The 25,609-nt window shown below is 34.0% G+C and carries 25 protein-coding genes and 1 other RNA gene; 16 read left to right on the forward strand and 10 right to left on the reverse strand.

Going from position 1 to position 25,609, the window contains the following annotated elements; all coding sequences use genetic code 11:
* The first annotated feature begins 47 nt into the window (after nucleotides 1–47).
* The 4 genes from aroA (at nucleotide 48) to GM921_RS07340 (ending at nucleotide 4,211) form a co-directional block, all read left to right on the forward strand.
* Nucleotides 48–1,334, forward strand: coding sequence for a 3-phosphoshikimate 1-carboxyvinyltransferase (gene aroA, locus GM921_RS07325; RefSeq protein ID WP_182921939.1), 1,287 nt, complete (start codon nucleotides 48–50; stop codon nucleotides 1,332–1,334).
* A gap of 121 nt (nucleotides 1,335–1,455) precedes the next feature.
* Nucleotides 1,456–2,541 carry a chorismate synthase gene (gene aroC, locus GM921_RS07330; RefSeq protein ID WP_182921940.1) on the forward strand — a complete coding sequence of 362 codons (1,086 nt, stop codon included), beginning with the start codon at nucleotides 1,456–1,458 and terminating at the stop codon, nucleotides 2,539–2,541.
* Nucleotides 2,542–2,705: 164 nt separating this feature from the next.
* Complete coding sequence (locus GM921_RS07335) at nucleotides 2,706–3,320, forward strand: DUF1684 domain-containing protein (protein WP_182921941.1); 615 nt, start codon at nucleotides 2,706–2,708, stop codon at nucleotides 3,318–3,320.
* Nucleotides 3,321–3,464: 144 nt separating this feature from the next.
* The gene (locus tag GM921_RS07340) at nucleotides 3,465–4,211 is read left to right on the forward strand and encodes a LytR/AlgR family response regulator transcription factor (protein WP_182921942.1); all 747 of its coding nucleotides are present in this window, start codon (nucleotides 3,465–3,467) and stop codon (nucleotides 4,209–4,211) included.
* Nucleotides 4,212–4,561: 350 nt separating this feature from the next.
* Here the strand turns inward: GM921_RS07340 and GM921_RS07345 are convergent, their stop codons facing one another.
* Nucleotides 4,562–6,901, reverse strand: coding sequence for an ATP-binding protein (locus tag GM921_RS07345; protein WP_182921943.1), 2,340 nt, complete (start codon nucleotides 6,899–6,901; stop codon nucleotides 4,562–4,564).
* A gap of 114 nt (nucleotides 6,902–7,015) precedes the next feature.
* Complete coding sequence (locus tag GM921_RS07350) at nucleotides 7,016–9,442, reverse strand: alpha-ketoacid dehydrogenase subunit alpha/beta (RefSeq protein ID WP_182921944.1); 2,427 nt, start codon at nucleotides 9,440–9,442, stop codon at nucleotides 7,016–7,018.
* Between the two features lie 129 nt (nucleotides 9,443–9,571).
* Between GM921_RS07350 and GM921_RS07355 the strand changes: the two genes are divergently transcribed.
* Both GM921_RS07355 and GM921_RS07360 read left to right on the forward strand, forming a co-directional pair.
* A complete protein-coding gene (locus tag GM921_RS07355; protein WP_182921945.1) occupies nucleotides 9,572–9,964 on the forward strand; it encodes a DUF1573 domain-containing protein in 393 nt (130 codons plus the stop codon).
* Nucleotides 9,965–10,073: 109 nt separating this feature from the next.
* The gene (locus tag GM921_RS07360; RefSeq protein ID WP_182921946.1) at nucleotides 10,074–11,273 is read left to right on the forward strand and encodes a pyridoxal phosphate-dependent aminotransferase; all 1,200 of its coding nucleotides are present in this window, start codon (nucleotides 10,074–10,076) and stop codon (nucleotides 11,271–11,273) included.
* Nucleotides 11,274–11,328: 55 nt separating this feature from the next.
* Here GM921_RS07360 and GM921_RS07365 read toward each other — a convergent pair whose 3' ends face one another.
* On the reverse strand, nucleotides 11,329–11,892 hold the full coding sequence (locus tag GM921_RS07365; protein WP_182921947.1) for a hypothetical protein: 564 nt from the start codon (nucleotides 11,890–11,892) through the stop codon (nucleotides 11,329–11,331).
* Nucleotides 11,893–11,992: 100 nt separating this feature from the next.
* Between GM921_RS07365 and GM921_RS07370 the strand changes: the two genes are divergently transcribed.
* Nucleotides 11,993–12,328, forward strand: coding sequence for a winged helix-turn-helix transcriptional regulator (locus GM921_RS07370; RefSeq protein WP_182921948.1), 336 nt, complete (start codon nucleotides 11,993–11,995; stop codon nucleotides 12,326–12,328).
* A 113-nt stretch (nucleotides 12,329–12,441) separates the two neighbouring features.
* Nucleotides 12,442–12,808: a transfer-messenger RNA gene (gene ssrA / locus GM921_RS07375) on the forward strand.
* 73 nt (nucleotides 12,809–12,881) lie between these two features.
* Here ssrA and GM921_RS07380 read toward each other — a convergent pair.
* From GM921_RS07380 to GM921_RS07400, 5 genes are all read right to left on the reverse strand, one after another.
* Nucleotides 12,882–13,499 carry a hypothetical protein gene (locus tag GM921_RS07380; protein ID WP_182921949.1) on the reverse strand — a complete coding sequence of 206 codons (618 nt, stop codon included), beginning with the start codon at nucleotides 13,497–13,499 and terminating at the stop codon, nucleotides 12,882–12,884.
* Nucleotides 13,500–13,554: 55 nt separating this feature from the next.
* Nucleotides 13,555–14,844: an SMODS domain-containing nucleotidyltransferase gene (locus tag GM921_RS07385; protein WP_182921950.1), complete on the reverse strand. Its 1,290-nt coding sequence runs from the start codon at nucleotides 14,842–14,844 to the stop codon at nucleotides 13,555–13,557.
* Nucleotides 14,822–15,418 carry an SLATT domain-containing protein gene (locus GM921_RS07390; RefSeq protein WP_182921951.1) on the reverse strand — a complete coding sequence of 199 codons (597 nt, stop codon included), beginning with the start codon at nucleotides 15,416–15,418 and terminating at the stop codon, nucleotides 14,822–14,824. The genes GM921_RS07385 and GM921_RS07390 overlap by 23 nt, the downstream gene beginning before the upstream one ends.
* A gap of 787 nt (nucleotides 15,419–16,205) precedes the next feature.
* Nucleotides 16,206–16,406: a hypothetical protein gene (locus GM921_RS07395; RefSeq protein WP_182921952.1), complete on the reverse strand. Its 201-nt coding sequence runs from the start codon at nucleotides 16,404–16,406 to the stop codon at nucleotides 16,206–16,208.
* 216 nt (nucleotides 16,407–16,622) lie between these two features.
* On the reverse strand, nucleotides 16,623–17,486 hold the full coding sequence (locus tag GM921_RS07400; RefSeq protein WP_182921953.1) for a hypothetical protein: 864 nt from the start codon (nucleotides 17,484–17,486) through the stop codon (nucleotides 16,623–16,625).
* A 194-nt stretch (nucleotides 17,487–17,680) separates the two neighbouring features.
* On the opposite strand from GM921_RS07400, the gene GM921_RS07405 reads away from it, so the two are divergent.
* The 3 genes from GM921_RS07405 to GM921_RS07415 all read left to right on the forward strand — a co-directional run bounded on the left by GM921_RS07405 (nucleotide 17,681) and on the right by GM921_RS07415 (nucleotide 19,295).
* Nucleotides 17,681–17,971 carry a hypothetical protein gene (locus GM921_RS07405; protein ID WP_182921954.1) on the forward strand — a complete coding sequence of 97 codons (291 nt, stop codon included), beginning with the start codon at nucleotides 17,681–17,683 and terminating at the stop codon, nucleotides 17,969–17,971.
* Nucleotides 17,968–18,543: a hypothetical protein gene (locus GM921_RS07410; RefSeq protein WP_182921955.1), complete on the forward strand. Its 576-nt coding sequence runs from the start codon at nucleotides 17,968–17,970 to the stop codon at nucleotides 18,541–18,543. The genes GM921_RS07405 and GM921_RS07410 overlap by 4 nt, the downstream gene beginning before the upstream one ends.
* Nucleotides 18,544–18,662: 119 nt before the next feature.
* Nucleotides 18,663–19,295: a phosphatase PAP2 family protein gene (locus tag GM921_RS07415; RefSeq protein WP_182921956.1), complete on the forward strand. Its 633-nt coding sequence runs from the start codon at nucleotides 18,663–18,665 to the stop codon at nucleotides 19,293–19,295.
* Nucleotides 19,296–19,383: 88 nt separating this feature from the next.
* On the opposite strand, the gene GM921_RS07420 is transcribed toward GM921_RS07415, so the two are convergent.
* On the reverse strand, nucleotides 19,384–19,899 hold the full coding sequence (locus GM921_RS07420) for a hypothetical protein (RefSeq protein WP_182921957.1): 516 nt from the start codon (nucleotides 19,897–19,899) through the stop codon (nucleotides 19,384–19,386).
* A gap of 323 nt (nucleotides 19,900–20,222) precedes the next feature.
* Here GM921_RS07420 and GM921_RS07425 point away from each other — a divergent pair, with 323 nt between their 5' ends.
* The 3 genes from GM921_RS07425 (at nucleotide 20,223) to GM921_RS07435 (ending at nucleotide 23,013) form a co-directional block, all read left to right on the forward strand.
* Nucleotides 20,223–21,611: an exonuclease domain-containing protein gene (locus GM921_RS07425; protein ID WP_182921958.1), complete on the forward strand. Its 1,389-nt coding sequence runs from the start codon at nucleotides 20,223–20,225 to the stop codon at nucleotides 21,609–21,611.
* A 123-nt stretch (nucleotides 21,612–21,734) separates the two neighbouring features.
* Nucleotides 21,735–22,613, forward strand: coding sequence for an AraC family transcriptional regulator (locus tag GM921_RS07430; protein WP_182921959.1), 879 nt, complete (start codon nucleotides 21,735–21,737; stop codon nucleotides 22,611–22,613).
* Nucleotides 22,603–23,013, forward strand: a complete 411-nt coding sequence (locus tag GM921_RS07435; RefSeq protein ID WP_182921960.1) for a DUF983 domain-containing protein — start codon at nucleotides 22,603–22,605, stop codon at nucleotides 23,011–23,013. The genes GM921_RS07430 and GM921_RS07435 overlap by 11 nt, the downstream gene beginning before the upstream one ends.
* Nucleotides 23,014–23,103: 90 nt before the next feature.
* Here GM921_RS07435 and GM921_RS07440 read toward each other — a convergent pair whose 3' ends face one another.
* Nucleotides 23,104–23,706: an LURP-one-related/scramblase family protein gene (locus GM921_RS07440; RefSeq protein WP_182921961.1), complete on the reverse strand. Its 603-nt coding sequence runs from the start codon at nucleotides 23,704–23,706 to the stop codon at nucleotides 23,104–23,106.
* Nucleotides 23,707–23,876: 170 nt separating this feature from the next.
* Between GM921_RS07440 and GM921_RS07445 the strand changes: the two genes are divergently transcribed.
* Nucleotides 23,877–24,722 (forward strand): CvfB family protein, encoded by an 846-nt coding sequence (locus GM921_RS07445; RefSeq protein WP_182921962.1) that lies wholly within the window; start codon nucleotides 23,877–23,879, stop codon nucleotides 24,720–24,722.
* Nucleotides 24,723–25,121: 399 nt separating this feature from the next.
* Complete coding sequence (locus tag GM921_RS07450) at nucleotides 25,122–25,325, forward strand: cold-shock protein (protein ID WP_182921963.1); 204 nt, start codon at nucleotides 25,122–25,124, stop codon at nucleotides 25,323–25,325.
* Nucleotides 25,326–25,609: the final 284 nt, after the last annotated feature.

The following is a 25,609-nucleotide window of genomic DNA, read 5'->3' on the forward strand; positions in this document are numbered from 1 at the left end:
GATAACATGTCTAACTACTAAATACTAATTACTATATACTAAAGAAGATGTCCAAAAACGTATTGCTTTCTTTTAAAGGAAACAAACAAATTGATACCGAAATTAAGTTAACAGGTTCTAAAAGCGAATGCAATAGAGCTTTAATTATCAGTGCGTTGAGCAAAGGCTCAGTTAGTGTAGATAATTTATCCGTTGCTGCTGATACTGTTACACTTAACAAAATACTCAAAGAGTTGGGAGAAAAGAGCTTGGAGTTGGGAAATATCTCAAATCTCAAATCTCAAATCTCAAATCTAGTTGATGTTGGCCCTGCCGGTACGGCAATGCGTTTTTTAACTGCTTATTTAGCTATTCAAAATGGCAATTTTTTATTGACTGGAACGGAAAGAATGAAACAACGGCCTATTGGGATTTTGGCCGAAGCTATAAAAAGTATTGGAGGGAATATCACCTATGTAGAAAACGATGGTTTCCCTCCTCTACAAATTTCTGGTCCGTTAAAGCAAACCAGTCCAAAAGTTAAGATAAAAGGAGATATCAGCAGCCAATATATTTCGGCTTTGCTAATGATTGCCTCATCCCTCCCATTGGGATTAACTTTAGAAATTGAAGGAGAATTAACATCCAAACCGTATGTAGATATGACTTTGGCGATGTTAGAACAAGTTGGAATTAGAAATGATTGGCATGAAAATACCATCACTATCGAACCTCAATCTTTTAATACCGCTAAATTATATGTAGAACCAGATTGGAGTGCGGCTTCTTACTGGTATGCTATTGCGGCATTGTCCGATGAGGCTTCTATTTTCTTGCCAGGATTAAATGGTTATAGTTTGCAGGGCGATAGTAAAATCACCGAAATTATGGCAAACTTTGGCATCACTTCTCAGTTTAAAAATGGTGGTGTTTTCTTGAAAAAAGAACCTAAAAAGATAGAGCGCAAAATTTTCGATTTAAAAGAATGTCCAGATTTAGCGCAAACCATTGTAGTTATTTGTGCAGCTTTAGGTCATGATGCAACCTTTACTGGATTAGAAACCTTAAAAATTAAAGAGACTAATCGTGTATTAGCGTTACAAACAGAATTAGCTAAAATTGGCGTGAAGTTTATAGAAAAGAATTTAAGCTATAAATTAGATTGCTCGGGACTACATTTCCCAGAGAAAATAAGCATTAGTACTTATGAAGATCACCGCATGGCGATGGCTTTTGCTCCCTTAGCTCTAAAAATTAACACCGTAGAAATTGAAGAAAAGCAAGTAGTTGAAAAATCTTATCCTTATTTTTGGGATGATTTGGAGAAAGCGGGATTTGAAATAAAAGAGATATGAGAAGTGAGATTTGTGATATGAGAAATCAAGTAATCCAATAATTATAAATTAAAAAAATTGAAAGTAGTGTAGAGACAATGTCTCATATCTAACTTCTCAAATCTAACATCTAAAAAAAAACATGGCAGGTAACTCATTCGGAAAATTATTTAAAATAACCACTTTTGGCGAATCGCATGGTGTAGCCATAGGCGTAATTATTGATGGTTGCCCTGCAGGATTGACAATTGATTTGGATTTTATTCAGTCGGAATTGGATAAACGCAGACCAGGTCAGTCTAAAATTACAACGCAACGTAAAGAGAGCGATACGGTTCAGATTTTATCTGGAACATTTGTAGGAAAAAGTACAGGAACACCAATTAGTTTGTTAATTCCGAATGAAGATCAACGTTCTAAAGATTATGGACATAACGTAGATGTGTATCGGCCTTCACATGCCGATTATACCTATGATGCAAAATATGGCATTCGTGATCATCGTGGTGGCGGTCGTTCATCTGCTCGTGAAACTGCTGCTCGTGTAGCTTCAGGTGCAATTGCGAAACTGTTATTAAAAGAATTTGGTGTTGAAATTTTTGCTCATGTAACCTCAGTTGGAACTATTGTTGCACCAAATTTAGAAAGCAATGATGTATCAGCTTTGCTAGAAAAAAGAGAAGAAAATATAGTACGTTGTGCTGATCCTGCTACTGCAAACCAAATGATAGATTTTATTGATTCGGTTCGTAAAGACGGTGATACCGTTGGCGGAAAAGTAGGTTGTATTATTAAGAACTGTCCTGTAGGTTTAGGCGAACCTGTGTTTGATAAACTCCATGCAGATTTAGGAAAAGCAATGTTGAGCATTAATGCAGTGCATGGTTTCGAATATGGTTCTGGTTTTGCAGGCAGTGAAATGAGAGGTTCTGAGCATAATGATATTTTCCTAGCGGGAGATAAACCTAAAACATTAACCAATTTTTCGGGTGGTATACAAGGTGGTATTGCAAACGGAATGGATATTAATTTTGTGGTTGCTTTTAAACCTGTGGCAACTATTATGCACAATCAACAAACCATCAACTCTGCTGGCCAAGCTGCAGAAATTAAAGGAAAAGGCAGACATGATCCTTGTGTGGTGCCAAGAGCGGTTATAATTGTAGAAGCAATGGCGGCTTTAGTATTGGCAGATCATTTATTAAGACAACGTAGCAACCGTCTGTAGGATTCATTGGTTCATAAGTTCATTAGTATTCACAGTCCGTCATTCCCGCAAAAGCGGGAATCCTAATGCAATAAACAAGTCCTATCTTCGCATTACGGTTCCCATCCGATAGCTATCGGATCAAGCTGGGAAAGACATTACGATTTTCTTATCTTTAATCAATTATGCGAATTAAACTATCTCTTCTGGCAGTATTCATTTTCATTAGCTTTGCTTCTTTTGCGCAAAATTACAAAGAGCAAATTACTAAACATCGCGAAGCCTATAAAGCAGATTTCATTAAAGAAACTCGTTCGCCTTTAAAAGAAGCTGATTTGCAATACCTACATTTTTTTGATGCAGATAGTACGTATAAAATATCAGCGGCTGTAGAAATATTGAAAAATGAGAAGGTTTTTAATATGCCTACTTACGATGGCACAAGTAAAGAGTTTATCCGCTATGCGCAAATAACATTTATGTTGAAGGGCAAAAAACTGAAAATGACATTATATAGGAACATTAGCTTACTTACTAATCCAACTTACAAAGATTTACTGTTTTTACCTTTTACAGATGAGAGCAATAATAAAACTACCTACGGCGGTGGTAGATATATCGATTTATCTTTAAACGATATTAAAGATGGCTTTGTGGAGGTAGATTTTAACAAAGCATATAACCCCTATTGTGCGTATAGCGATGGATATAGATGTCCAGTTCCGCCAGAAGAAAATGATTTAGCTATTGCTATTTTGGCTGGTGAAAAAAGCTATACTGGCACTAAAAAGCATAAATAAATTCTTTCCTTAGTATCAGCCTGGTACATAAATTTGAAATTTAATTTACTGTAATACAGTTCTGTAGATCAAGTTGTAAGAAATTTACACCTTTTAGATTTATAATATCTTAAATTAAGCGCTCTTTCAACTAGTATTAATTAAATGACGAGCTATACGTGCCTAATTGTAGATGATAATGAGATTGAACGCGATGCCATAGAAATGTATCTGCGCAAAATTAATAGGTTAGACATTAAGGCTGTTTGTAGTAATGGTATTGAGGCAGCAGAAGTATTAATTAACGAACCTATAGACATTGTATTTTCGGATATTGACATGCCAGAGTTATCTGGGATGGGACTATTAAAAAGCATAAAGAATGCGCCTGTTTTCATTTTTATCACTTCATTTACAGAATATGCTGCCGAAAGTTTTAATCTCGATGCATTAGATTTTATCGTAAAACCTGCAACTTTCGAGCGTTTATTAAAAGCCAGCACAAAAGCTATAGAATATTTAGACCTTAAAAAACAGGCAAGTTTAAACAGTAACCCTAATCCAATACCAGAAACTGCCGACCATTTTTTTATTAAAGAAACCAAGGGTTTTACACGGTTAAATTATGATGATGTAATTTATATTGAAAGCATGGGCGATTTTTCGAAGATATATACTGCAACGGACAAGCACATTACCTTGGTAAATCTTAAAAATTTAGAACGTCAACTTCCTTCTTTTTTTGTAAGAGTTCATAAACAATATATTATTAATCTTAATCAGGTTTCTACCATTACAAACAACGAAATTATATTAAATCACAACAATACTGTGCCTGTTAGTTTAACAAATCGACAAGAATTATTAGAGAAAATAGCTAACAAAACTGTATCTAGGCATAATAAATCCTAACTATTTTGATCGTTTAACCATCCTATCCTTATTCATCCCCTGATGTACTAAGTAGATAAAAAAATTCCCAAAGAATTTCCCGTAAGCTCTCATTTTTGTAATACTCATTGTGCAAAATCAATTTTTGTAATACTTATTGAATACAATTTCAGAAAAATTCGTTGTTGTTTTTTAGTTAGTCGATGAAGTCAATGAGATAGTCGATGAAGGGATGAGTGTTGTAGATGTGAATTATCATTTCTTTGATAATCCTGTATTATAGGCACAAAGCCTAAGCTCATCGTCATGCTGAGCGAGCTTGCACTGAGCGTAGTCGAAGTGAAGCATCTTTTAAAGTTTTCCTAACATAATTAAAGGTTTCTCGGCTGCGCTCGAAATGACGGAGAGACTTGATAAGAGTTTGGCAATGATAAAGTGAAAACACTCCCTTTATTCTCCTCACTTTCAACATGTAAAGAGCCATTCATTAATGTTGTAAATGTTTTGCATAGCACCAATCCAATTCCTGTACCTTTTTCTTGGTTGGTACCCATCGTGGTTTTTCCTATTTCTTGGTAACCTGAAATATTAAAGTTTTCTACTTGATTTTTAAGTAGACCAACTCCATTATCAGTCACAGCTATAGCAATCATATTACCCGATATTGAAGAAGAAAGTTTAATAGTTTCATTTTTTGCAGTAAACTTTATTGCGTTACTAATTAAGTTTCGCAAAACTAGTGCAGTCATATTCATATCGGCCAAACAAATACTGCCCGATTTAATTTCATTCACAATCGTAATGTTCTTTTGAATTGCAGTTGCATGTAGTGCATTAATTACTTCTTGGGCGCATAACTGAACATCGAACTTTTCTATAATAGGTTTAAAACCCTGCATCTGACTTGAAGCCCAATTCAGCAAGTTTTCCATCATTGCAGAAGTATAGCCTAATGTAGTTTTTAAATGCCCAGCATATTTTGTTAGCTTTTCTTGGTTGATATTCCCTTCTTCTAACAATTGGATAAATGAAATTAGCGAGTTTACTGGCGTCCGCATATCATGACTAACCACACTAAATATGCGATCTTTTACCTTCCCTAATTTCTCTAATTCTACCTTTTGCTCAGATACAATTTTATTCAGCTTTGCTGTTTTACGTTGAGTATAATATACAAATAGCGCAGATCCTAATAAAATGGAAGCTAATATTCCTAATATCAAATTTACGTTTCTATTGAATTTTAATTCCGTTCGTTGCAAACCAATTTGCTTATCTTTTATCTCCTTCTCTAACTGTGCTTTTAATTGTTGTTGCTTCAATAAATTTGACTGAGATTTCTTTTCATTCTCTAAATCAGCTTGTCTTTTAAGAAATGTTAACCGTTGTAAGGTCTTTTCTTGATTGCTTAACAACAGTTGTTGCTCTTGTTGTTTAGCCAATAGAACTTGGCGTTGCAATTCACCATTAGTAATTTTTTGCTTAAGTTGATAGTCGTTTTCCTTGATCGAAAAGTCAAGCTGTAGGCGCCGTCTTGTAATTTCCCTCTCTTTTTCTTGATCAATAATTTGCTCTTTAACTTTGATAAAAGCTCTATAATTGACTAATGATTGATTGTAATTACCTAACTTTTCATCGTTCTCGCTCAAAGCCTCATAAGTGTCTTTCTGCAATACCAATAATTTTTTATCAATAGCTATTTTTAAAGCTTCGTTTAAAAATCCAGCAACTTTTGTGTATTCTTTATTACCGGTGTATAATTTAGCCATAGCTATCAATCCTTTCGCATATCCTTCATCATCTTCAAGAGACTTATATAGGTCAATTGATTTTTGCTGGGATTGTAACGCTCCGGCAGTTTCTCCCATCGCCAGTTGAATCTCCCCTATCCTGCTGTTAGCACTAGCTGTTAATGCAACATCGGCTATAGAATCGGCAATTTTTAAAGATCGTTTATAATTTTGAAGCGAAAATTTTAATCGTTCACTGGGACCAATTCCAATTTTTATAATTTCCGCTTCGGGGGCTTCAAAATAAATTGCACCAACGCTGGCATAACCTACTGCTTCTCCCCGTGCAGATTTATCTTTAATAAACATATTCAATCCCCTCTTTACGTAAGGCATTGCATTACTGTACTGCCCTAAACTTTGGTAGGTTTCACCTATATTGAGGTAAAGGCCACTTAAATTTTCATCATCCCCTAGTTGTTGATAGATAGCAACCGCTTTTTGATTGGCTTCTAAGGTTTTCACATAATCTGGGACTAATGTATAAAGTGCACCCAGATTTTGATAAACAGCTGCTACCCAATCAAGGTCGTTCGCTTGCCTATATTTTTCCCGACATTTAGCATAGAGATTTTCTGCTTTAAGAATATCACTTCTACCATGGAACATTAATGCCCACCGATAGTAGATACTACCAGCCCAAGCCGGCTTATGTAATTTATCTGCGAAAGATATTGCCTTGAGAGCCGCATCTTCAACTCCTTTGTCATTTTTTTTAATCCGCTGCTGCTGGATAAGAATGTTTTTCAGAATCACAAACTTAACCGAATCTTCTTTAGGATGGTTTTTGTTTACTTCGTAAAGACTGTCTAGTTTCTGTTGAGGAGATTTTACTTGTGCAGATACCGTAATGCTGATTAAAAGTAAACAACAAACAAACAAACAGGTTTTGGAGATGAGGAGCGCAATTTTATAATTCATCCTTTAAAATAAGTTACGGATGAATTTAGAAACAGTTTTCCGTTCCAAAAAATGGGTTAATAGCATAAAATGATCCAAAAGGGTTGAATGGATCAATATAAGTAGAATTGTTGATTAGTTAAACAAATCTGGAAATTGTTGTGGTTTGCTTTCGTTCATCATCGCATACACCGCTTCAATTACATCATCAACCGAAGGTTTGCTAAAATAATCACCATCAGAACCATAAGGTGGGCGATGCGCTTTTGCTGTTAAAGTTTTAGGCTGAGCATCTAACAAGTAATATCCTTGTTGCTCTTCCAAAATTTGTTGCAAAATAAATGCACTTCCACCTCCAGGTACATCTTCATCAACCACTAATAATTTATTGGTTTTTTGTAGCGATTTTTTGCAAAGCTGATCAATATCAAACGGTAAAATAGTTTGCGGATCTATAATTTCGATAGATATACCTAATTGTTCTAATTCTTCTGCAGCTTCTTCAACAATGCGAAGTGTAGAACCATAAGTAACCACAGTTAAGTCAGTTCCAGTTTTAATGAGTTCGGCTTTACCCAAAGGGATGGTAAACTCTCCAACATTATCAGGTAGTTTTTCTTTTAAGCGATAGCCGTTTAAACATTCTATCACTAATGCAGGTTCGTCAGATCTAAATAGTGTATTGTACATGCCCGCAGCTTGCGTCATATTACGCGGAACACAAATATGTAAACCACGTAAAGCACCCAAAATTACACCCATTGGCGAACCAGAATGCCACACTCCTTCTAAACGATGACCACGTGTGCGCACAATAAGTGGCGCTTTTTGTCCGGCTTTGGTGCGGTAAGATAAACTTGCCAAATCATCACTTAAAATATTCAAAGCAAATAACAAGTAATCTAAATATTGTATTTCGGCAATTGGACGTAAACCACGCATAGCTAATCCTATACCTTGTCCAATAATCGTCATTTCTCTAATACCAGTATCGGTAACTCTTAGCTCACCATATTTAGCTTGTAGACCTGAAAAACCTTGATTTACATCTCCTATTTGTCCTAAATCTTCGCCAAAAGCAACTAAACGTTGATCTCTTCCAAAGTTAGAATCGAAACATGCGTTTAACAATTCTCTGCCATCTAACATTTTACTGCTTTCGCTATATTCAGCGGGAATCACATTTACTAAAAACGGACTTTCTTTTCCGTCGGTAAATAGCTTAGAATTGTATTTTTCTTCGTTGATACCTGCTTGTTCTTGGTACCATTTTATTAAAATGTCACGCTCTGCTGATGGAGAATTAATACTTTGACGAATTGCTTTTCTAGCAGATGAAATCACTTCTCTTCTTAATGCATCTGGTGTTGACGCTAATTGATTAGAAATTTTAGTTAATATCGGGTTGCCATTTGCAAAAGCGTTAATCATATTAATTACTTCGCTTTGCTCTTGTTTAATGCTTTCTAAAAACTCGTTCCAAGCTTCTTTTTGTGTATTACGTACAAACAGTTTAGCTTCTTCTTCTAATGCAATTAAATCTTCATCGGTAGCAATAGCAGATTCTATCATCCATTTGCGCATTTGCAAAATACAATCGTGCTCTTTTTCCCATTCTAATCTATCTTTTTCTTTATATCGCTCGTGTGAGCCAGAAGTAGAATGACCTTGGGGTTGTGTAACCTCAGTAACGTGTATTAAAACAGGTACATGTTCAGCACGGCAAACATCAATTGCCCGTTGGTAGGTTTCGCATAAAGCGGGATAATCCCAACCTTTTACTTTAAATATTTCGTAGCCGTTAGTGCCTTCTTCTCTTTGAAAACCTTTTAATATTTCTGAAATATCTTCTTTAGTGGTTTGATATTTTGCAGGAACAGAAATTCCATATCCATCATCCCAAACTGAAACTGCCATTGGCACTTGTAAAACCCCAGCTGCATTAAAAGCCTCAAAGAAAACACCTTCTGAAGTAGAAGCATTGCCAATGGTGCCAAAAGCAACCTCGTTTCCATTTACAGAAAAGTTTTTAAGGTAATCTAACTCAGGGTTTTGTCTAAACAGTTTAGATGCATAGGCTAAACCTACCAACCTCGCCATTTGTCCGCCAGTTGGCGCAATATCTGAAGAACAGTTTTTAATATCTGTTAAATCTTTCCAAGAACCATCCTCATTTAGAGAACGTGTTGCAAAGTGGCAATTCATTTGTCGCCCTGCAGAAGAAGGATCTGCTTCTACACTTGGATTTGCATATAATTGGGCAAAAAATTCCTTTATTGTGGAAATTCCTGTCGCAAATGCAAAAGTTTGATCGCGGTAATAACCAGAGCGCCAATCACCTTTTTTAAACGCTTTTGCCATTGCTATTTGCGGAACTTCTTTACCATCGCCAAAAATGCCAAACTTCGCTTTACCAGTTAACACTTCCTTTCGACCAAGCAAACTGGCCTGACGGCTCTCGAAAGCTATTTTATAGTCGTTAATTACGATTAACTTAAAGTCATCGAAACTTAATTCTGAAGCATCAATCTGATTAGTGGTAAGTTTTCCATCTGACATCATAAGCAATTATGGTTAGGCGACAAAGATACAATTCTTTCTAATTATGACTTAATATGCTGGGCAAATAATATTTGGAATACTTTTTGTTTTAACCTTTAATATATTAAATTTGTTAAAAGCGAAATGACCATGAAAAAATTAATTCTGTTAGCCGTTCTGATATTAGGTGTTGGAGTGATTGTAAATGCACAAACTAAACCTGCCGAGTTTAAATTTGATACTGAAACCCATGATTTTGGCAAAGTAACTTTAAATAAACCAGTGGTTTATACCTTTAATTTCACAAACATTGGTGATGCTCCTCTTATTATTACAAAGGTAGAAACTACCTGCGGTTGTACTGTTGGAGAATACACGCAAACCCCCGTTAAAAAAGGCGAAAAAGGCTTTGTAAAAGTTACGTTAACTCCTGCAGGATCTCCTTTGCCATTTAATAAAGCAATTACATTAACTTCTAATGCCCGTACAACAACTAAGGTGTTATATGTTAAAGGTGAATCGATAGAAGGAAGCACCAAATAAAATTTTATAATTAATAAAATAAAACTTTCGTTAATGTGATGGTTTTTATTCTTGACATTTATTTTACTTAAAACCCCGTTTTTATCACGGGGTTTTTTAATTTTGTGCCATGCCAAAAATATCAGAAAAAGGGTTACAAATGCCCGCATCACCAATTAGAAAACTTACTCCATTTGCAGATAAAGCTAAAGCAGCAGGTAAAAAGGTATATCATTTAAATATCGGTCAGCCAGATATTGCTACACCAGAAGGTATGTTAAATGCTATAAAGAATATAGATTTTGATGTTTGGGCTTATACTCCATCTGAAGGCACATTAGCATATAGAACTAAATTAACTGAATATTATAACAAATTGGGTTATAACATTACACCAGAAAACATTTTGGTAACGGTGGGTGGTTCTGAGGCTATTACTATTGCTATGCAAACCTGTGTAAATGAGGGTGATGAGATTATTATTCCAGAACCTTTTTACGCAAACTATAATGGTTTTGCTTGCATGAGTAATGTAGTGGTTAAACCTATTTTATCGTATATAGAAAATGGTTTCGCTTTGCCAGCTATCGCAGAGTTTGAGAAATTAATTACGAATAAAACTAAGGCTATCATTATATGTAACCCAAATAACCCAACGGGATATTTATACTCGAGAGAGGAATTAGATGCCTTAAAAGCTTTGTGTTTGAAATATGATTTATTCTTGTTCTCTGATGAGGCTTATCGTGAGTTTTGCTACGATGGACGTGAGTTTATCTCGCCAATGCATTTAGATGGCTTAGATGAAAACGTAGTGATTATGGATACCGTTTCTAAACGTTACAGTGCTTGCGGAGCTCGTTTAGGTTGTTTAATTACAAAAAACAAGGAAGTAATTGCATCAGGATTAAAATTCGCACAAGCGAGATTAAGTCCGGGTATGGTAGAGCAAATTGCTGGAACCGCAGCTGTTGATACACCAGATAGTTATTTTGAGGAAGTAAATAAAGAATATACGTTACGTAGAGACACCTTAGTAAAGCGCTTAAATAACATTGAAGGTGTATTTTGCCCTAACCCGGGTGGTGCATTTTATGTAGTAGCGAAATTCCCTATTGACGACGCTGATGCTTTTTGTCAGTGGATGTTAGAGAGTTTTGACCATAATGGTGCTACAGTAATGATGGCACCTGCAACAGGATTTTATTCTAGCCCAGGAAGTGGCAAAAACGAAGTAAGAATGGCTTACGTTTTAAATACTGATGATTTAAATGGAGCTATGGATTGTTTGGAATTAGCTTTACAACAATATCCTGGAAGAACAGTTTAATTTTCAGTTAGCGATTTTCAAAAGCCACTTTTAATAAAGTGGCTTTTTTTATGTTTTATGCTTTTATCATGGGTATTTGCAAATTGGTTGGGCGATTTTCTTCGGTATCAAAACCACGTCCATCTACATTTCTGGCACCCCAAAACATCATTCCATTATAGAGATATATTAAATCATATTCTTTAAAAATTTGACCTTCTGCCAAACCAAATGGAGCAAATGCTTTACCTAAAATATCTTGTGTTTCGCCTACTTCCCAAACTTCAAAACCCTTAGTAAATTGATTCAACACATCTGTAAACCCTTGTACTAAAGGCGTTACTTCATAGGCTAAATCTGCTGTAAAATCTACTTTTTGTGCATCCAAAGCAATCGGGTGTTCGCCTATCCATTGCATACGACCTTTGAGGTACATTTTTACCAATGGGATTTTACCAAAAGGGTCGGCATAATTGATTACCGTAAGTTCAAATACATTATCTGCTGCTAAGGCAAATTTCCTCGAAAGGTAAAATGGTTTTAAACTTCCATCAGCATTTTTTGTATTGCTTGGGCGCACCTCTACGCTAATGCTTTTCCAATTACCTATTGCTTGATGTTGTATTTGTGCTACTGTCATGATAATTAAATCTTTAGGTTTCTTATACTATAAAAGTGATATTTTTGTTTAGAAAAAAAAAGTGGTTTGCATTTTAGGGATAGTACATTATTTTAGGCTAATGGATAACAAACGAAAAAACAAAGATTTTAATCCTTACAACTGTGGTGTAACCCATTTTCTAAATAAAGTGGGCGGCAAATGGAAAGTATTGGTAATTCATGGAATTAACAATGGATATAACCGTTTTAGCCTGTTGCAAAAGGCTATTCCTCACATTAGCAAACAAATGCTAATCAATCAATTAAAAGAATTAGTAGAAGATAAGATTATTGAACGTACTGAATTTGTTCAAATCCCACCAAGAGTTGAATACCATATTTCAGCCTACGGAAAAACACTTTTACCAGTAATCTTGACTATTCAAGAATGGGGATTAAAAGATATGAAGGCCTAGTTTTAGATCAAATTGGCATTTATTTTGTATATTTGTAGCATAGAACAAGGATAAAGGAACAATGATTGAAAATTTTACTCAGGACTAAAGACTTTATACTCAGGACTAAAAAAGGGGCCGTTTTGGATTTGACAGGGTGGCGCTAAGTATGTTAGCATGCAGTGCGTTGTACGGAGAGCACTTAAAAGAGAACGTTCAAAACAATAATTGGCGAAAATAACTACGCCTTAGCTGCTTAATTTAGAATTAAATAGCTTTTGTCTCGCTAACTGCTGCATTGTTAGGTTAGTAATAGAGGCATCGAAATAACAGCGCTAGCTTTTGTAGGGTACGATACATTTGCGAAACAAAGTACCTAAGGAGAATGTTAAGGTCGGTTTCCAGCCCGACTGATCCCGACAACTAATTGGAAAATAAGCATGTAGAAGGTGTAATTTATCACACAACTGGACAAGGGTTCGAACCCCTTCGGCTCCACAAAGTAACTTGACAATCAAATAGTTACATAATTAACACCCAATTTTACACCCATTAAAGTGTAGTTGGGTGTTTTTTATTCGTTATAATTTTCTTGTAGATATTTTTTAACGGCGCTAATAGTGTCTATCGTAATTTTCTGTTCTGCATGTTTATTATAAAAATTTCTCAACTCTATTGATAAACTATCATCTATATAAAGAAACTTTTCAACAACTAAACTTAATGGAAATTCAAGCTTAACTTTGAAAAAAAGATTTAATTTATTGTTAAGTAAAACCTGTTTTTGCGCCTCAATTTTACTTGTATGAATTAAATTGTCAATTACATTGATAGACTTAATTAAATAAAAAATATTATCTGTTTCTAATTGGAGTTTAAAGAACGCAAAAGCATCTTCATTAGTCCTATACCTATCTAAACCTTTAGCATACTTAAATAACGCTCTTGTCCCGTAATGATTTTTATCATTTTCAACTAACATATAACCATCCAAATCAGCTTGTAATCTTTCAAAAAGGCTAAGAACTAAATCCAAGTCGTTCTTACTTGCCTGAATTTCATTTGTTCTTCTCTGTTCTCTAAAAGTTTTCACAAGAAGTATAATTGTAATTATTGTAACTGTAATGATAATCCACTCTGAAACATTACCCCAAGTATTTGAATTAAAAATTCCAAAATTATTTATGTCCATTATTAAAAAATTATTGTTTCCAGTAAATTTAGTGAAACGTTTGATTCTGCTGATGTTAAAAATCAGATATCGGAACCTCTATTCTATCCCTAGCGACACAAAAACCATCTTTGATAATATAGCACTCCACAAAATGCGCTCCATCAAAACTTGACGTTTCATTGCGAACATTATCAGATGAATTACTTTTTATTAATTGTCCTCTTACAGACCACCTATCTCTTGCGAACTCACCTTCGTTTTTCACTTTCCAAAAAACATCAAATGGTTCTGGAGTATCGGTTTTGTCAATAAAGAATTTAAGTTTCTTATTCTTTTTAAGTCTAAGCATATCTCTTAGAAGTGCAACTCTATCACCATCCTGAGTAACTTGACAATCAATTCTTAAGAAATGATGAATATTTAAAGGATACCTTTGTTCTATATACTCTTCCGTAGCTGAATAATTCTGGCTTCTTTCTTTAACTTCTTTAGGATAAGGAAAATATTTCCCGAAAACTTTTCTCCATACCTCATAGACCGTGCTATTATCATCCTTTGCAATTGCATCCTCAATATTTTTTAACGCCTTACTAGCTTTTGCTTTAAAGTTAGAGTTCTTTTTATATACCTTCTGATTACTTCCTGGGGCATACCAATATTTCCTATCAGTATTAATTTCCTTTAAGTAAGCGAAAAAATCTTTTACCAAGTTTGGATAATCATCATATTCAATAGATTGATATTCATTATTTTCAATGAAAAAATTAAATACAAAAGTGTCAATTAGCAAGCCATTAATTACTATCCCACACTTATTTTTCCAAGCACGCACAATCCTGCAAAGATTTATAATATTATCGTTATTAGCATCTTCATTCAAATTTTCTATTGCTTCCGCCTCTGGCACTGGATTAGTTCTTTTCCAGCTCCCACCATTATTAGAATCAGGGTAAGTATATGAACCATCATTTTCCAAAAAAGCAGGACAAACTTCTATATAATCATTTTGAAATTCTACTACAACAACTTGTCCATCACCACGAACTTTAGATGTAGAATAAGTTTTATAAATAGAGTCTGCAACGTCTTGGAGAAGCTCCTTTTGACAATTGCCAGAACGATTATTGTATTCAGCATACATTCCATCTGGAAGAACAAATATTATATCCAAATCGCTTATGCCATCAATTGCCGTATTTCTACCGTAACTTCCTATATAAGTGCCATTTTCCGTATTGGAATCGAGCTCATGAAAATCAGTATTTAATCTTTTAGTAATGGAGGAAAACCTATTAATAATAGACTCATTGTTGTTAATTGTTAAATTCTCAACAAATTCTTTAAATATTTGAGCAGAGTCCATTTGAAATATAAATTGTTAAAAAAATTACAGCTAGAATTAAGAAAAATGCTTTTAATGAGTTTGGAAACTTGTCTTTGAAAAATTTAAACTTTAATTGTTCATCAACCCAATCAATTTGCATTTCATAGAAGAATTTGAAATGTGCATGCCATTGCGACATAAATACTTGTTTACTTATTGTATGTATATAATATTCATTCAATAGTGCCTGATAGTCATTTTCATAGTTATTGTATAGAAAATTTGAGTCAGCCTTGACAATATAATACATATCACGTAAGCGATTGAATATTTTTGTTAATCTAATCCCTTCTATCTCATATTCCTCTAATTTGCTTTTAAAACTATCTGCATAAAGTATAGCTATACCTACGATAATCATTAAAATTGACAGCTCTTTATTAAAACGCATGTGTTCATACGCCATTTGAATTACTCCAACTCCTAAAGAAATAAATCCAACCCAACTAGGAAGTTTGTTTATTATATCGTAAGAAGCAAAATTTTTCTTTGCACCAAAGCCTATATTAAAGCCATTGGTTGCCAAATTTCTTAGGAAATCGTCTTTTGTCAATTTTTCAAATTTTAAATAGTTATAACCAATTGATTATCAATACCAAATTTAACTAATTTTTTTAGTATTCCATTTTTGTTTAATGATAAGTTATCAACAGTTTAACTTTTATGTACACTATATTGTGCAATTAGAAAACGGGTTATTTATTGTCGTGCCAAGTAAGAAATCTAGATATAGAGACAACCACCATTATGAATATAACATGCAAAATCGGGACATACCACTAAGAGCTGGAAATCCGATTAAAAAGAGTTCTGTAATTTCCCAGTTTGGTTTGAGTGTTCCAAAGAATCACTTAAATCCATTTTAAAAATCCAGGTCTCCAGACCAGAATACCGCACTACATAAATAGTATTGGTAAAAGCCCATTTCTTTCTTCATAATAATCTACAGCGCTACTGTATTTATAATACTGGGCCCCTTTGACCAAACCAGCTCTAACAGGGTTTTCATGTAGATAATTTAACCGCTATTCCATCATATCATTTGAATTTACTTCTATTGGGCGGTTATCTTGTTGCCATCGTTCAGTTTTTCATTTGTTTTGTCTGTAAGTTATTTCCAGACAAAGTCTTCGTACTTTAGGTTATAATTTATTGACCGCAAAAGCGAACACTTAAACCAAAGGGGCTCGACAGAAGACATCGCTAAGAAATTGTTTCCCTTATCAGTCATTTTTAGCTCTATTTAAAAGGTCGAACCCTAATTTTAGTGGTAAGATTTTGTTTCGCCTGTATTTTTCCGTTTTTCCCAATGGGAAAAGGGCTTTGCGTAATGTGAAATGTCAATTGCGCAATGGGAAATGTCCTTTGCGTGATGGGAAATGCTCTTTGCGTAATGGGAAATGTCCTTTGCGTAATGGGAAATGTTCTTTGCGTGATGGGAAAAGCTCTTTGCGTGATGGGAAAAGCTCTTTGCGTGATGGGAAAAGCTCTTTGCGTGATGGGAAATGTCCTTTGCGTGATGGGAAATTGGCATTTCCCATCGGGAAAAACCAAATTTCTGTATCGAAACGTGCTTAAACTACAGGATTTTGACCAAATTGAACATGTTTTGTAGCGAATGGATACGGATAAATAAAAACAACTAATTTTGCCTATTTATATCGTATTTATACTGCTTTTACACGAATTATGCTGTTAACTACTGCAATTAGTGCTAATTAATTTGTTTTTGGTAAATAGCCAAAAAAAATAGCTCCCTATTTCAACAAATGAACCAGCGTTCTAATCGCTCCATCAAACTTCCCTAACTCAAAATTCTGAGGGTCATCATGCCCATCTGGAATGCCATCATCTAAAACTGCATGAAAAGTTGGGATTAACCATTCTCCTTTTCTAAAGCTTGCAACGATATAGATAAGCGCCAATCTTTTATATTGAAGATCCGTAAAGCCGGGAATTATTGCAATGGCATCATTCTTTTTACCAGGGTCGGCAATACGTGGTTGAATAACTTCAATATGAATGAAACTACCCACCACGCTTTTATTAAGCAAAGGGTTTTTTATAGGGCTTTCGAATTTTGTAGCGTGAATTTGCTGACTTAAATTATTTGATGTAATTGAAGCACCCAATCTATTTATAAAAATGTGTGTAAATTTAAATGTTCGTTTATTATCTAGTCTATTGCCGCTCCATGAAACAGAATCTATATTAATTGGAAAGGCTGTTGAATCTTTTAAAAAATTACTTGTATCATGAATTACAAAATAACTTGCCTTTATTCCTGAAACAGCACATATTGCTGAATCTAAGGATCCTCCTATTTCTTCATCAGCGATATTTGATGCATTTAAATATTTTTGTAGTTTCTTTTTACGAACTACTTTAATTTCTCCATTTAAAATTGAGTCTAGGAAAACAGGTAGCGTAGTTAACGTATCTCCTAAATGAGCATATTTTTGAACATAGCGTAGTAAATAGGTAGCTTGTTGATGATTTGTGCCAACAAATTGCATTTTCTCTGTATCAAATTTCGCAGTTAGTTTAGATTGCCCCATCGCTTGGTAGCTATAGGTGATTGATAAGAAAGCCAGAATTAGGGCTCTAGTTTTATTAAGCATAAGATATTTTCTAATTAGATACTACAACCTAAATTAGGTTATTTTAAGTAAATACTCATTATTCTCGAATGTAATTTCTGCGTTATAGTACATGTAAGAAGCATTTTTATACAAAATACCTAGAAATGAGTATTGCAATAAAAGCTATACCTGATTAATTTTAGTTAACTAATTAAACAAATAAATTAATCGCTATGAAACAGACTAGAAAATTTTTATTATTTGCAATGGCACTACCTATATTAGCTGCTAGTTGTGAACTGCTAGGCGCAGAACCAGAAGAAGAAGAGGCAAAAAAAGTTGATAATTCGACTTACACTTATTCTTATACCTGTTATACTGGTGGCTCAAAAAACACTATTCAAATCCCGAATAGGTTATCTGCTGCATGTAAGGCAAATTGGGAATATTATGCGAGAACGTATGGATGCAATGATGCAGACAATTTTGCGACCGCTGAAAGTAAAAAAAGACAATGTCCATGAGAACTTTCCTATTTATCCTATTCATTTGTGCTTTGGGCTCGGCGCAGGCACAAATTAAATTAACATCGGGGCAATATACTACGGAAGATGGTTATTATACGGTTACCATTAATTTCGATCAAAACAGTTTGACTTTAATTGAACCTAATAGAACTTCTGTTTATACAAGAGTTGAGGGAAATGTGTTTAGATTTATTCATCCAACTAATAAAATAGATTACCGTATTGAGGTGATGGATCCATCTACAATTCAAACTTTTAAACCTGGCGTTAACAATAGTCGATATACGATTAGGTTAAGTAAAGGTGATGCGACGGCGAATAATGAACAGTTTAAAACTTATTTCGCAATGGCAGAACGCTATAAAGCAAAAATGATTTCGGATAAAAAAGATGCGCAATTATGGTCGTTTTGTGCAGCCGCAGCTATGGCAAGAAGTAGTATGAATGATGAGGGCTTTAATGATTACGCGAACAAGATTTCTCTATCTATCAAACAAATTATCATTAATAAAGCCAAATGCCCATGTGAGGATGCAATTCCTACGGAAATATGGAATAAAGCGAATTAGTTCTAAGTTAAATGCCTCTCATTAAAGCCTCAGAGAAATCTGAGGCTTTTTTAGTCTAAGCGCCTGATGCCCATAAATAATTTCCTTAACTTTGATTTAACCGAATGTAAAAAACACAGATGCAGCAAAAACGTATTGTCTTATTAATTACTTTATTGGCGTTAATTACCAGCTTTATTCTGCTTAGCATTTTCGTTGTTTATTATCCTGTTCCTACACTTGATTTAAAGATTTCTTTATTTGTTCAAAAATATCATTCAGATGTTTTGGATAAAATTATGTTGGGCATCAGCTTTTTTGGAGAGCTACCCTACTCTTTACTGATGGTAGTTATCGTCGCCCTGCTCTTTTATTACTTCAAATACAAACGTGAAGCTTATTTCATTCTTTCTATTTTGCTTTCGGGATTACTTATTTTAGGTATAAAAAATATAATTGATAGACCTAGACCAACGGCATTTTATGTTCGCTTGGTAGAAATAAATAGGTTTCAGAGTTACCCAAGTGGGCATGTACTTTCGTATGTGTTATTTTTTGGCTTTATGATCTTTTTAATGAGGAAGCTAAAGCATCTCCCACTAATCACTAGAAGAATAGTAACTTATTTCTCCGCTTTTTTCATCGCAACCATTGCTTTCTCTAGAATTTATTTAGGCGCACATTGGTTTTCAGATACGTTGGGAGGATTTTTATTAGGCTTAATTTGCTTATTTCCACTTTGCTTTTTCTACTTAAAAAAGAAACGGGGATAAAGCCTTGACCCTATCCCCGTCATCTAAATTAACGCTCTCGTATATATAGACGCTCATTTATTTAGTTTATTGTGTAGAACTTATTTTTTTATTCCAATTTTAAAGAATTCCAAAATTTGTTCTTATCAGCTTCGTGTGAACTTTGATAGGTTTCCATAAATGTGATGGTATACATTTTAGCATTTATATAAACCGTTAAAATATGGGCGATGTTATAATCTTCCTTTTCGCCTTTTAAATCAAGCTTTATACGATAAGCTGGTTTACCTTTAAAAGTAGTAATCGATTCGCTTAATACAACAGCGCCTGGGCTACCTCTTAACATTCCGCTTTTAAGGATTTGATAGGTTTCTTTTCGTTTTAATTGTTCTGTTAATGTATTTACATCTGCCCCTAGTTTTTTTAAATCGGTAATCATAGCCATGCATTGCGCTGTAGAATCTACAGTTGCAATCCATACGTGCTTACCTTCGAATATAGTTTTTTCAGGTTTAGAGGGAAATGAAATCGAAACATTTTCATCCAATTTTACAAGTTCCCAAGCGAATGTCGAAACAAATAAAACAGGTGCAAGCAGTAGGAATAGAATTAATTTATGTTGCATTTTTTAGGATAAGCAACTAAGATATAGGATAATAAAGGCAGATGCAATACCTAATTGTATGTATTTCGATTTGCCACTAAAAAAGAGACGGAGATAAAGCTATTGCCCTATCCCCGCCATCTAAATTAACGCTCTCGTATATATAGACGCTCATTTATTTACTTTATTGTATGGAGTTCAATTTTTTTTATTTTATGACAATCTAACCTTTCTTATAAAATATTTGTTATTGATTATCCTTTAGAAAAAAGAGTTTATTAAAAAACTAAATAGCCTTTTATTACTAATTTTTTTAGCATACATTTGTTTAACCATTGAATTTTATGTTATATGCAGTTGTAGATATTGAAACCACTGGTGGCTATGCGGCCGCTCACGGCATTACGGAAATCGCCATATACATTCATAATGGGCAAGAAATTATAGAAAGTTATGAGACGTTAATCAATCCTCACCAACATATTCCAATACACATACAAGCGCTAACTGGAATAGATAATGAGATGGTTGAAAATGCGCCAGATTTTAGAGACGTAGCTGATAAAATTTACAGTTTATTACACGATAAAATATTCGTAGCACATAATGTAAATTTCGATTATTCTTTTGTTCGACATCACCTAGAAGCCTGTGGTTATACCTTAAGTCCTAAAAAATTATGTACGGTAAGGCTTAGTCGTAAGTTATTTGCTGGCTTACCCTCTTATAGTTTGGGCAAACTTTGCACTTCTCTATCCATTCCTTTAAACAATAGACACAGAGCTGGCGGAGATGCTACTGCAACTGCTATTTTACTAGCCATGCTTATCAAAAAAGATACAGATGGATTAATTAATGATACGTTAAAACGAACTTCGGCAGAGCAAACTTTACCACCTAATTTGCAAAAAACAGAAATAGATAAATTACCAAATACACCTGGTGTATATTATTTTAAAGATCAGAAAGGGAAAGTAATTTATGTTGGCAAAGCGAAACAACTTAAAAAAAGAGTATGTACTCATTTCACTGGGCACAGCATTAGCATGCAACGACAAAACTTTTTAAGAACTATTCACAGTATAGATTTTCAGACATGTGGTACAGAGTTGATGGCTTTTATTTTAGAAGCGGCAGAAATTAAAAAGCTTTGGCCCGAGAATAATAGAGCGATGAAACGTTTCGAACAGAAATATTCGCTGTATAGTTTCGAAGATCAGAATGGATATATCCGCCTCGGTATTGATAAATACCGAAAAAATGGAATGGTGTTGTATAGTTTTAACAATTTATTGGAAGGGCATCAATTATTGAGAACCATTGTAGCTGAACATTCGCTTTGTGAAAAGTTATGCTTTATTCAAACTACAAAAGCAGCGTGTACACATTATGCAACTAGCGAATGTAACGGTGCATGTATTGGAGAGGAAAGTGCTGAGGATTATAATTATCGTGTTTTACAAGCTATGACAACATTGCAAAACCTTCTTCCCTCTTTTGCGCTGATAGATGAAGGAAGATCTGAAGATGAGAAAAGTTGTTTATGGATAGAGAAAGGGAAGTTTTATGGCATGGGTTATATTTCTGAGTATTGTGATGTTACTGATTTAGAAACCTTAAAATCTGCCATTACGCCTTATCCATCTAATGATTACATTATGAACATGATTTTAACGCACAGCAATCAATTCCCTCAAAAAAAGATACCTCTGATACTTGAAACGGTAATCTAAGCTTAAGTCTAGCTTATAGATTCTTCGCTTTCTCTCTGATTGGCAATAAAGAATAAGTAAAAAGTACCATTTTTACTAGAGATTACACCTTTCATAACACATCCTGAATTGGTACTTTTGTATATGAAAAATGATATCCCTATTTACGATATTCAAAACCTCAAAGCGTATAAACACGATGGGATTTTTGTAAGTCGATTTGGGCATTATTCCAAACAACATGAGCATTTACATTCGGCACATCGCCACACATTTTTTCATTTAGTATTTTTTACCGAAGGAAGCGGAAATCAACATATAGATTTCAAAGAATTTGATGTAAAACCAGGTCTAATTTATTTTATGATACCTGGGCAAGTACACAGTTGGAGTTTTGATACAGAACCTGATGGGTATATCATTAATTTTTCTGCCGATTATTTGAGTTCATTCTTATTAAAACCTGATTATTTAGAAACTTTTAGCTTTTTTAACGGACAACCGGATTCTCAAGTTATTGAATTACCAGCGGAAGTTCAGCATACCATTACTTCAATCTTTGAAGATATTTTAAAAGAAGGACAAATCGAGCAACCTGTTAATGATGATTTGGTTAAAACGCAATTAATTCGATTATTTATTGAAGTTGCCAGAACGAATAGCGCTACTCAAAAAACTAATTCTTACAATCATACTTTGTTGAAGAATTTCAGAAACTTAATAGAAAAAAACTATGCTCAATTAAGGCTTCCTAAACAATATGCAGAATTATTATACATTACGCCAAATCATTTAAATGCGCTGTGCAATGATTTTTTAGGGATATCTGCAGGAGCATTAATTAGAGATCGAGTGGTTTTAGAAGCGAAACGTTTATTAATCAATTTAGATTTAAGAGTTTCGGAGATTGCTGACAAGTTGAATTTTGCAGATCAATCTTATTTTATCAAATTCTTTAAAAAATACGAAGGCATTACGCCCGAAAAATTCAGGAAATTAAATACTACACAAAATGGAAACTAATAAAGAATTACATATTTCTCAATGGAGTGGATTTGCAAACGCTAAATGCCCACGTTGTAGAGTTGGCAATGTATTTACTGGACCAACATATGGATTTAAAATTCAGAAAATGAATGAAGTTTGCCCACATTGTCAACTTAAATTTGAACGTGAGCCAGGGTATTTCTACGTTGCCATGTTTGTAAGCTATGCCATGAATGTTGCCGAAATGATTACAGTAAGTGTGGCAGCGTATATTTTAGGTTTACAATTAAATCATGATAATTTATGGTATTATGTAGCTTTACTATTCTGTACTACGCTGTTGTGTTCGCCTTTTAATTACCGCTATTCTCGAATGGTTTTATTGTATTGGTTATCGCCTGGCTTACATTACGAGCCAAAAAGAAGTTTGAAATAGCACTAAAGGTTTTAGCCGCAGATTAACAGATTTTTGAAGATATATCTAGCATAAAACGCCATTAATCTGCTAATCTGCGGCTAAAATAAATTACTTACTTTCTTTAAGCACCATATCAATAGTAATCGCGGTAGCAACAATAGCTACTTTCTGCTTATTCTCCGCGTAAGTTGGATCTATTGAAACATTATATTTATCGGCAGTAGTAAAAATCTCTTTTAATGCCCCTGCCCATTTCTTACTGATTTTACCCATTTCTACTCCTGCAGCATTTTTAATGGTAAAATTCCAAGCTTTCCAGTCGCCTGTAATTTGTGCAATAGTTTCTCCAGTACTTGGCTCAGAAATGATAAAAGTTGGTTTAAAGAATTTAAACTTTTGTTTAATCAGACCTATCTCTACCCCATTTGGATCGGTAACAATAATTTTCGACATCCAAAATGTCCAGCCTCTGCTAATTGTAGCTTGTAATTGATCATTTGTATCCGTTATTTCTAACTGGAAAGGCATCATTGCTTTGTTAATAAGAATGGTTAAAAACTTATGCCATCCGCTCATTCGTTGTTTAATTATGCCTATTTGAGCACCTTGTTCATTGTAAACTTTGTATTCATTCGTAAACTTTAAAAAGCTCACCTTCTCATCGATAAAATATTCATCGCCTAGAAAAAATGTTGGAATTTGTTGATTCATTAATTAGTTTTTGTTTTGAGTTTATGTCAACTAAAGTACTTAATTTTTTAGTTGAATGACTACAATCTCTCCATTTTTTAGCTACTTAACCACACCTAAAGATTGCGTATCTTTGCAAAACGAAAATATAAACAGTCATTGAAGAAAATGGCTTAACTCAAAATTAAAAAATGATAGAAATAGGAAAATATAACGATTTAAGAATTGCCGCTAAAAACAGTGATGGCTTAAGTTTATCAGATGGGGAACGAGAAATTTTATTACCCTACTCCGATGTACCTAAAAACGCTGAACTCGGCGACAATATAAAAGTATTCGTATTTATTAATAAGGATGGAAACACCATTGCAACCACAAAACAGGCTTTAGCAGAAACTGATGATTTTGCTTATTTAACTGTGGTTGATGCGAGTGAAGATGGTGCTTATTTAGATTTAGGTATTGGAAAAGATATTTATGTTCCAGTACGTGAGCAAAAAAGAGCAATGCATAAAGGAGAAAGTTATGTGGTTTATGTTTACTTAGACGAAAATAATCAGCGGATGCTTGCTTCTTCTCGATTGGATAAATTTATTGAGGAAGATGATTTTGATTTTGACGAAGGTGATGAGGTGAGCTTATTAATTAGTGAACAAACCGATTTGGGCTTTAATGCCATCATCAACAATAGATATATTGGGCTTTTATACCATAACGAATTGTTTGCCAACTTAAAACCTGGCGAAAAACGTAAAGGTTGGATTAAGAAAGTGCGTATTGAAGGTAAAATTGATTTGAGCTTACAACCGCTTGGTTATAGCCATATTCTTGACACTAAAGATGTACTGTTAAAAGAGTTAAGAGAAAACGGAGGTGTAATTGCTTTAGGCGATAAAAGTACTCCTGAGGAGATTTATGAGCGTTTTCAAATCAGTAAGAGTGCATTTAAAAAAGCAACTGGCGGTTTATATAAAGAGCGTATAATTGCAATTAGCGATAGAGAAATTAAATTAGTAGTAGATCATTTGGCAGATTAGTTTACAAGTCTGTACTTTGTCAATCTTTTACAGATTGACAAAGTTTATAATACAATTTGCTTTTTAAACTTTTTTATAGGCTATTGTCATCCTGAGCTTGTCGAAGGATTTAGGAAAAGGTCTTCGACAAGCTCAGACTGACATACAAATATTCCAACCCTAATTTAAAGAGTAAAATAAATAAAAATAGTTTGAGCTAGAGCAAACCTTTTTGCCCTATTAAACGTATTTAATAATGAGTAGAATCTACTTAAGGGAGTTTTTTTGTGAGGTGCGGCTTGTGAGGGCTGCACCTTTTCTTTTTTCTTTTAGGTTACTAAATTGTAATTGTATGAAAATTATTTAACCTTTTATATTGAAATTGTTATCTTCACTTTTTAATTTAATAATAAAGAAGTTATGACAGGTACAGTAAAATGGTTTAATGATGCAAAAGGCTTTGGTTTTATAACCCCAGAAGAAGGCGGTAAAGATATATTCTGCCACCATTCTGCGATCCAATCTTCAGGACAAAGATCTCTGCAAGAAGGACAACAAGTTGAGTTTGAAGTAAAAGACGGCAAAAAAGGCCCGGAAGCTGAAAACGTAAGAGTAACCGGATAAGTAGAAATTTTTATTTATTTATTTGATGCAAAGAATGCCATCTGCCTCAGGTCGATGGCATTTTTGGTTTTATACTATTTCTTTTGCCACTGATTTACAGATTAAATTGATTCTTTTGCCGCAGATGCGCAGATTAAGCTAATTGATTTTACTACTTGATTTTATTGATAGTTTATCTCAAAAAATCTGTTAATCTGTGGCTAACTTTATTTATTCTTTTGCCACTGATTTACAGATTAAACTAATTCTTTTTGCCGCAGATGCGCTGATTAAAAACTAATTAG

The organism is Pedobacter planticolens (assembly GCF_014172375.1).
Lineage (GTDB): Bacteria > Bacteroidota > Bacteroidia > Sphingobacteriales > Sphingobacteriaceae > Pedobacter > Pedobacter planticolens.